Raw genomic sequence first — 8707 nt, 5'->3', positions numbered from 1 at the left:
GGGGGTACGGGGGCTGCGGGTGCTGGCCCGGTTGCGGCTGCTGCGGTGGTTGCGGGGCTTGCGGGTAGCCAGGGTGCTGGGCGTACGGCTGGCCCGGCTGCCCGGGCTGCGACGGTGCGAACTGGCCCGGCTGACCCGGCTGCTGTGGGGGCGCGAACTGGCCCGGCTGGGCACCCGTGGTGGGGGGCTGGCCAGGGAAGGGCTGGCCCGGGGCCGGAGGCTGGCCCGGGATCGGCTGGGCGGGCTGCTGAGGATAGGGCTGACCGGCCTGCTGCGAATACGGCTGGGCGGGCGGCTGAGGGGCGTACTGGCCCGGAGCGGGCTGCCCCGGAGCCGGCTGGCCCGGGTACTGCTGTCCAGGTTGCCCCGGATGCGGCTGACCCGGGTACGGCTGGCCCGGCTGTCCTGGATACGGCTGGCCGGGGTACGGCTGCGGCTGGCCGGGCTGCCCGGGGAAGGGCTGGCCCGGCAGCGGCGGGGCCGCGACCGGGGGCGGGTTGCCGTCCGACGTCCACAGTCCGTGCGCCTGCTGGTGGCGGATGAAGTCCTCCGCGACCATCGCCGCGAGGTTGAAGTACGCCTCGCGCACCTTCGGCCGCATCATGTCGAGATCGACCTCGGCACCGGCGGCCAGGTGCTCGTCGAAGGGCACCACGACGACGCCCCGGCAGCGCGTCTCGAAGTGGGCGACGATGTCCTCCACCTTGATCATCTTGCCGGTCTCGCGCACTCCCGAGATCACGGTGAGGGAACGGGCGACGAGGTCGGCGTAGCCGTGCGCGGACAGCCAGTCCAGCGTCGTACTGGCGCTTGAGGCACCGTCGACGGACGGCGTGGAGATGATGATGAGCTGGTCGGCGAGGTCCAGCACCCCGCGCATGGCGCTGTAGAGCAGACCGGTGCCGGAGTCGGTGAGGATGATCGGGTACTGGTTGCCCAGCACCTCGATCGCGCGCCGGTAGTCCTCGTCGTTGAACGTCGTGGACACGGCCGGGTCGACGTCGTTGGCGATGATCTCCAGCCCTGAGGACGCCTGGGAGGTGAACCGGCGGATGTCCATGTAGGAGTTGAGGTACGGGATCGCCTGGACGAGGTCGCGGATCGTGGCCCCGGTCTCCCGGCGCACCCGGCGGCCGAGCGTACCCGCGTCCGGGTTGGCGTCGATCGCGAGGATCTTGTCCTGCCGCTCGGTGGCGAGCGTGGAGCCCAGCGCGGTGGTGGTGGTCGTCTTGCCGACACCGCCCTTGAGGCTGATCACGGCGATGCGGTAGCAGGACAGCACCGGCGTCCGGATCAGCTCCAGCTTCCGCTGCCGCTCGGCCTCCTCCTTCTTGGCGCCGATGCGGAAACGGGAGCCGGCCGCGGCCGGGCGTGAGCTGCGGGCCTTCTGCCTCTTGTTGTTCAGCAGCCGGTCGGACGACAGCTCGACGGCCGCCGTGTAACCGAGCGGTGCGGCTCCGGGGTTGGTCGGCTGCCGCTGGTCGTGCTGTATGGGCTGTGGCCACGCGGCCCCGGCACGCGGGTCGACGGGCTGCTGCGGAGCCTGCGGTGCGGAACCCTGGGGCTGTCCCGGCTGCGGAATCCCCTGCTGGGCGCCGGCCGGCGGTTCCGCCGTCCCGGGTTGCTGACCGGCACCGGGCTGGGACTGTCCCGGCTGTCCGGGGTGTCCCGGCTGTCCGGGGTGGGCGGGGGCCTGCGCTTGACCCGGCTGTGCGGGCTGTCCCGGCTGTGCGGGCGGCTGCGGGAAGCCGTAACCGCCCGGCTGTGGGAAGCCGTAACCCCCTGGAGCCTGGGCGCCGGGGCCGGGCACACCGGTCTGCGGGAAGCCGTAACCACCCTGCGCGGGGGCTGGCGGCGTCGGCTGCGGTGGCGCGGGTACGGCGGCCGACGCGCTGCCCGGCTGCGGGAAGCCGTAACCGGCCGGAGGCGGCGGGGGAGCGGGTGCCGAACCCTGCTGGGGTGCCGACGGCGCGTTCCAGGCGGCGGGCGCGGGCTGCGGGGCCTGCGGCTGGAAGGGCGGCTGCTGGGGCGGCATCGGCTGCTGGGCCTGCGACTGGGGCTGCTGCGGGGCCTGCGGCTGGGGCTGTGCGGGCCACTGGGCCGCGGCAGCGGGAGCGGCGGGCTGGTACGACGGCGGCAGCGGCGGAACCGCGTCCTGCGGCGCCGGCGGGGGTGCCCAGGCAGGCGGAGCGTCCTGGACGGCACCGCCGGTGGCGGCGTCGGCCGCAGCGGTCGCCTGCGGAACGGTGTCCTCTACGTCGTCGCCGGGCTGACCGACCCCCTGCGCCCCGGCTTCCTGGGACCTGGCGTGCTGAGAGTCGCCGTCCGGGACGGTGCCGTTGGCCGGATCGGCCGTGGCAGGCACGGCGTCCTGCGTATCGGAGTCGGCGTCGGAGTCGGAGGGGAACCGGGGGTCGGTGCCGACGCCCGTCTTCGGGCCCGTGTCGGCGTCGGCGTCCGTACCCCTGTCGGTGCCCGCGGCCGAAGCGGACTGGGTATCCGGGCTGCCGCCCACTCGCTCTTCGGTATCCGGCGTTGAGGCGTCTCCTGGGCCCTCGGCGCCTTCCGGGCCCGTTGAGCTCTGCGCACTCTCCGAGTCCTCGGCCCCGGCCGAGGCCTGGCCCGGCGCGGCACCGGTACCGGCCGGATCCCCGCCGGGCGCGTTCACGTCGTCGGCGTGGCGGTCGTCCGCGCCCGTGTCACCCACCTCGGGCACCCCGGACGCCGGCGGCTCCGCACCGGCGACAGCCGCCGCACCGGTTTCGCCCCCCCTCTCCTTCTCGGACACGGGGGAGTCCTCCCCGTCGCGGACGGCCTCACCGTCGGTCGAAGCCGAGGCACCGGGCGTACCGTCGCCCTCCGCCCCGCCCGACCGCTGTGCGGCGTCCCGCTCCGCGAACTCCCGCTTCAGAGCGGCCGCGGAGATGCGCATCGTGGCACCGCTGACGACGTCGCCGTTCCCGGCGTCGCCGTCCGCCTCCGGCGCCGCGGGCGAGGTGGCGGCGGTGGGCGCCCAGGTGGGCTGGAAGCCGCTGCCCGGCGGCGGACCGGGAAGGTCGACCGGGGGGCCGACCGGCGGAGGCGGCGCAGGGGTCGCGGGCGTCGCCGGAGCGGGAGCCGGGACCTGCGACCCCTCGCCGGACGGGCTCGACGCGTTCTGGGTGTACCAGGCGGGTGGTGCGTAGTCGATGGTGAACTCGCCCGTCGTCTCGATGGCGGACTCCGCGTCGGACTGGTCGTCGCCGGGTGTGGCCCAGCCCCCGCGGATCCCGTCCCGATCGCTGTTCACAGTTCCTCCTGGTGTGGTCGAGCACCCTCATGCCGTGCTGGGGCGACCGTTCGTGTCGTACGGGATCGGTCATGAGCGGTCGTACGGCGACTGAACCGGACCATTCCGGGCCCGTCCGGCCGTGTGGCCCGCACGGTCCTCCCCCGGAGCGCCGACGGCCCAGCCGCGGGCCTGATGTGGCGCCCGGTCCCAGCCTAATCACCACCGGCACGCTCACGGCAGGCCCGTCGGGCGCTCCGTACCCGTCCGTCCCGCACCGAGCCGGCGCTCGACTCACCCGGCGAGGCGCGCTGTAACCGACCAAACCGGTCGTCATCGCCCAATTCCGGTGAACGGCTGCCCAATTCCGGTGAACAACCGACCGGCTCAGTCCATGCGGCGCGGCGTACCCAACAATCCGATCTCGGCGTCGGTGGGTTGGGTCATCACGTACTGCCGGTCCCGGTCGCCGCACCAGAGCGTGACGCCGTCGGGGAGCGTCGGCAGGGCTTCGACGTCCGCGCGCGGCAGTGCCATGGCGCGGCCCAGCTCGGCGGCCTCGTCCGGCGAGATCCGCTGCACGCCGACGAGCCGTGCCTGCCGTATCAGCCGAGGGGCCACCGGACTCAGGTACGGCAGCAGCGTCACCACCGACTGCCAGGGGCCCGAGACCACCCGGCCGCGCGGCGGCCGCATGCCGCAGTCGCGCACCACCAGCACGGGCGTGCCCGCCGACGCGCCCTGCGGGGGCACCCGGCCCACCTCGTGCACGGCCAGGCCGTTCTGCCCGCCACCCATGGCGTGCACCATCTGCATCCAGGCCTGGGCCCGGCCCGTCTCCACGGCCACGCGCGCTCCGGTGGCCGCCGCCCGCAGCGCGAGGACCTGCGCCGTCCACAGGCTGCCGATGAGCACGACGTCGTACGGCGTGGGCCGGTTGAGCCCCAGCACCGCGGGCTGCCCCTCCGCGTCCACGCCGATGACGACACCGTCGTCACCGATGGGCAGCGCGAGCGCGTCCACCTGCTCCGCGGACAGCGCGTGCCGTCCGTGCCGCGGACCGATCAGTCCGAGACCGGTGCGCAGCCGCCCGCGCACCCGCTCGGCGACGGAGGGCGAGGCGGCACCCGAAGCGTCGGGCGGCTGCGGGTTCATGGGGCCCCTCGGGTTCACAGGGCTCATGGAGGTCATCGAACTCACCGGGCACCTCCGAGGGGCAGCGTGGCCAGCATGCCGGGCACCTGCTCCCGGTCGAGGCGGGCGAGCCCCACGCCCACCTGCCGTGCGGCGTCCTCCAGCGCCCGCCGCGCGGCCACCAGTTCGTCGTCACCGCGCCCGGTCACCCGCACGTGCCCGCACAGCGCCGTCGCCTGCCGCTCCCCGGGCGAGAGCGTCAGACTGAACGTGGTGGCCAGCGCCGGCACGCTGGTGAGCGACGCCACGATCTGCGGCAACGACGGTTCGCTGCCACCGAGTTGGGGCCAGCGCCGCACCCAGTACGTGGTGTGCCGGCGGTTGTCGCACCGCCAGCTGCGCCCGGACTCCTCGGTCCGCCGCTCCCGCGTCTCGGTCCGCCCGGCCTCCGCCGTCACCAGCGGGTTGGCGCACGCGGAGGTGGCGATGGCGGCGGTCAGCTCCTCCTCGTTGAGAACGGTCGTACGGAACCCGGCGCCGGTCAGCCGGCTCGCGAGGTGATCGGCGACGCGTGCGAGGCACTTCTGCGCCCCCACCAGACCGCCGCCGCGCGCGTCCACCGCCTCCTGGCACAGCTCCGGGTCGAGCTTCAGCGCGATCCACGTGATGCGCACCGCCGGGGCGCCGGTCTGCTCCTGCAGCGGCGCGTAGTTGGTCACGGCCACCGAGTGCTGCGGAAGGTGCAGCGCCGGCGCGGGCTGCGTGTGCAGCACGATCTGCGCCGACTCCAGCCGTATCCCGTCCACCTCCAGCGCGTCCCGCACCAGCCCGACCGGCAACGGCTGCCGCCCCCGCTCGGCGCGCAACGCGGTGACATCGGCCTCCACCTGCACCACCGCGCTGACGAAGGTCCCGTCCCCCACCATCCCCACCGGCCGCCGGTCCCGGCCGCCGTGGGAATACGTCCGCAGACTGGGATCGCACTCGAAGGCGGGCGCGAAGCCGGACTCGGTGCCCGGCGGCACCGGGGTGTTCGCCGACCGCCGCTTGCGGGCCCGCAGCGCGAGCAGGGTGCCCAGCCACTCCGGGAGGGACCGCCCCCGGCGGCGGACGAAGGCCAGCGCCACCAGGACCGCGGCGACCACGGCCGCCGGCACGAGCGCGAACGGGCCGACGGCCCAACCGCACAGCACCAGCGCGGCGGCCAGCTCGAGCAGCACCAGCCGCTGGCGCACGAAGGAACCGCCACGTCCCGAGCGGGAGGTCAGGTGCGGGGCGAAGGGACCCTGGGGAGCCCGGGACCGCGTCCCGGACGACGCGACGGGACCTTGCGGCTGCGCCCCGGACGGCCCGGCGGAGCGGGGAGCGCGCGAGCCCGACCGCCTCGCCTCACCCGATCGCGATCTCGATTGCGATCGCGACCGGGCCCGTGTCGCGGAAGCCATCACTGCAAAACCCCCGAACTCTCCCGAAAACTCTCGTGCACGGCCCGTCCCGGGCCCCAGCACCCTACCCGTGCCACGGGAGGCGCCCCACAACAGGCATAGTAGGGGCCGGTGCTGACAGTTCCGGCACCAGAGGCAGCCGAGGGGCGGGCCCGGAGCGCGCGGATTCTCCACACCCCCTTCACAGCTCCGCACGGGGAGAGAACGAAAACAGATGGCATCACGGCGGGACGAACTCAACGCCTACACCTTCGCGAAGCGCCGCATGCTCGCGTCCTTCCTCCGGCCCTCGTCGTCGGGCTCCGAGGAAGGCGCCCCCAAGCCCCTCGGCGCCGTACTTCCCGGCGTCGTCGTCGGCGTCGTCGTCCTCGCGGTGTTCGGCGGCATCGGCTTGTTCAGCCCGACCGCGCCCAAGGGCTGGGACACGCCCGGGGAGCACGTCATCGTCGCCAGCGACTCGACGACCCGTTACGTGGTGCTGAAGACCGGCAAACAGACCCAGCTGCACCCGGTGTTGAACATGGCGTCCGCCAAACTCCTCCTCGACCCGGACAAGGACAGCGTCATCACCGTCGACGAGAAGGTCCTCGACAGCGGCAAGCCCCCGCACGGCGCCACGATCGGCATCCCCTACGCACCCGACCGCCTGCCCTCCCCGCAGGAGGCCGGGACCGCCAAGCGCTGGGCGGTCTGTGAACGCCCCGGCGCCGGCGGCCGGGCCATCCAGAAGGCGGCGTTCGTCCTGGCGGAGAAGGAGTGGTCCAGGACCGAGGGCAGCGCCAGGCTCAAGGGCGGCGACCTGATGTACGTCGTCGGCCCCGACGGCAGGACCCAGTACGTCGTCGACGCCCGCGGCTCCGCCTACCGACTGGCCCGGCCGACCGACACGGAACTCCTCAAGGCCCTCGACACCCAGGGCCGCGCCCCGCAGCGCGTCTCCCAGGAGTGGCTCGCCACCCTCCACCCGGGCGACGCCATCACCATCCCCCGGATCGACGGCACACCCGGCGCGAAGGCGGGCGCGTTCAGCGGTCTGCAGCAGTACGACCGGTACGACAAGGTCGGCATGGTCATCAAGGCCTACGACGGCCGGCGCATGCAGTACTACGTGGTGCAGCCCGGCCACGTGGCCCGCATCTCGGAGTTCACCGCCACGCTGCTGCTCAACAGCCGCGCCCTCGTCGCCGTCGGCCAGGCCGGCGAGGCCCAGCAGGTCAGCCCCGGCGCGGTGACCGACAGCACCACGTTCATGGCGGACAAGGACTGGCCGACGTACAAGCCGAGGACGGTCAACGACGGCGCCGGCGCCACCACCGGCCGCAACACGGTCTGCAACGTCCTGCGCTCGGTCGGCGGGAAGAGCCGGACGACCCTGTCCACCTGGGCGGGCACCGACTTCCCCGCGCAGCTGCCCACCGGCTCCTCCAGCGCCTACGTGACCGCCGGCTCCGGCCTGCTCTTGCGCCAGGTCCAGGGCACGGAGACGAACGCGGGCGGGGTCTTCCTGGTGACCGACACGGGCCTGCGCTACGCCCTGCAGTCCAACAGCGACAGCGCCACCGACGACAAGGGCATCGGAACCTCCGCCCAGCAGCGCAAGACGGAGCTCACCGATGCGCGGATCGCCCAGACCCGGCTCGGTTACGCCCAGGTGAACCCCACTCCCGTGCCCATCGAGTGGTCGACGTTCCTGCCGACGGGACCGCGCCTCTCGGAGGCGGCGGCCCGCCAGCCGCAGGGCTCGTAGCCGCGGAGGAGACGAACCGATGCTGAAGGCACACGCACCCCGGAAGACGCCCCGGGCGGGGCGAAGGGCGGGCCTGGCCGCGGCGGCGACCGCGCTCACGGCCACGACCTCGGTCCTCGCCCTGCCCGCCACGGCCGCCCACGCGGACGACGGCCAGTGCACGTTCCCCGCCAAGCCGTACACGGGCCGCCCCTGGGCCCTGCAACGCGTCAACCTCGACGAACTGTGGGCCCTGTCCACGGGCAAGGGCGTCCGGGTCGCGGTGATCGACACGGGGGTCGATATCAAGAACCCGCAGCTGAGGCATGCGGTGGACGCGTCGAAAGGTATGAACAACCTTCCCCCCAAGAACGCCAGGGGCGAGAAGATCGACAGCGGGAACCCCCACGGCACCACGGACACCGTCGGCCACGGCACGCGCGTCGCCGGCATCATCGCGGCCCGCCCCGCCAAGGGCACCGGCTTCGTGGGCCTGGCGCCCGACGCCACGATCATCCCGATCAAGCAGAACGACGCCGAGGGCGACGGCACCGCCAGGACCCTCGGGGAGGCCATCCGGCACGCCGTCGACGTGGGCGCGGATGTCATCAACATCTCCCAGGACACGGCGAACGCCGTGCAACCCGCCTCCAGCCTGCGACAGGCCGTGGACTACGCCCTGCTGCACCAGGTGGTGGTCGTCGCCTCGGCGGGCAACGACGGCCTGGGCGGCAACGTGAAGGTCACCTACCCGGCGTCGTACGAGGGCGTCCTCGCGGTGGCGGCCTCCGACCGCAACAACGAACGCGCCTCCTTCTCCCAGTCCGGAGAATTCGTGGGCGTGGCGGCCCCCGGCGTCGACATGATCTCCACCGTTCCCGGCGGCGGCCACTGCTCCGACAACGGCACGAGCTTCTCCGCCCCCTACGTGGCCGGGGTGGCCGCCCTCCTGAAGGCCAAGTACCCCAAGTGGACGGCCCGCGAGATCGTCGCCCAGATCGAACAGACGGCGGAACGCTCCATCCCGGGCCACGACCGCCTGGTCGGCTGGGGCGTGGTCGACCCGGTCAAGGCCCTGACCGACGTCGACCCGGCCCACCCGGTGCAGTCCCCCCGCCCCGAGGGCGGCGTGAC

Annotated in this window: 5 protein-coding genes; 2 read left to right on the top strand and 3 right to left on the bottom strand. The window is 73.8% G+C overall.

The features are described 5' to 3' along the window. The 3 genes from BZY54_RS34535 to eccE form a co-directional block, all read right to left on the bottom strand. Nucleotides 1-3289: SCO5717 family growth-regulating ATPase (locus BZY54_RS34535; protein WP_086729264.1), on the bottom strand; the 3289-nt coding region annotated here is incomplete at its 3' end. A gap of 366 nt (nt 3290-3655) precedes the next feature. Then, nucleotides 3656-4423 carry a hypothetical protein gene (locus tag BZY54_RS34530; RefSeq protein WP_086729263.1) on the bottom strand — a complete coding sequence of 256 codons (768 nt, stop codon included), beginning with the start codon at nt 4421-4423 and terminating at the stop codon, nt 3656-3658. 41 nt (nt 4424-4464) lie between these two features. Then, complete coding sequence (gene eccE / locus BZY54_RS34525; RefSeq protein WP_244217484.1) at nt 4465-5847, bottom strand: type VII secretion protein EccE; 1383 nt, start codon at nt 5845-5847, stop codon at nt 4465-4467. A 214-nt stretch (nt 5848-6061) separates the two neighbouring features. Between eccE and eccB the strand changes: the two genes are divergently transcribed. Both eccB and mycP read left to right on the top strand, forming a co-directional pair. Beyond that, nucleotides 6062-7594: a type VII secretion protein EccB gene (eccB, locus tag BZY54_RS34520; RefSeq protein ID WP_086729262.1), complete on the top strand. Its 1533-nt coding sequence runs from the start codon at nt 6062-6064 to the stop codon at nt 7592-7594. A 19-nt stretch (nt 7595-7613) separates the two neighbouring features. Continuing rightward, nucleotides 7614-8707 (top strand): type VII secretion-associated serine protease mycosin (gene mycP, locus BZY54_RS34515; protein ID WP_086729261.1); only part of this gene is annotated, 1094 nt, incomplete at its 3' end.

Origin of the sequence: Streptomyces carpinensis, assembly GCF_002154505.1 — a bacterium.
In the GTDB taxonomy this organism is placed as follows: domain Bacteria; phylum Actinomycetota; class Actinomycetes; order Streptomycetales; family Streptomycetaceae; genus Streptomyces; species Streptomyces carpinensis.
Note: the sequence above shows the minus strand (reverse complement) of the source record. Positions and strands in the feature narration are given on the sequence as shown.

Bases quoted from the DNA above. Each gene is read 5' to 3' on its own strand.
- eccE (WP_244217484.1), bottom strand. From the start codon at position 5,847: ATGGCTTCCGCGACACGGGCCCGGTCGCGATCGCAATCGAGATCGCGA.
- eccB (WP_086729262.1), top strand. From the start codon at position 6,062: ATGGCATCACGGCGGGACGAACTCAACGCCTACACCTTCGCGAAGCGC.
- BZY54_RS34530 (WP_086729263.1), bottom strand. From the start codon at position 4,423: ATGAACCCGCAGCCGCCCGACGCTTCGGGTGCCGCCTCGCCCTCCGTC.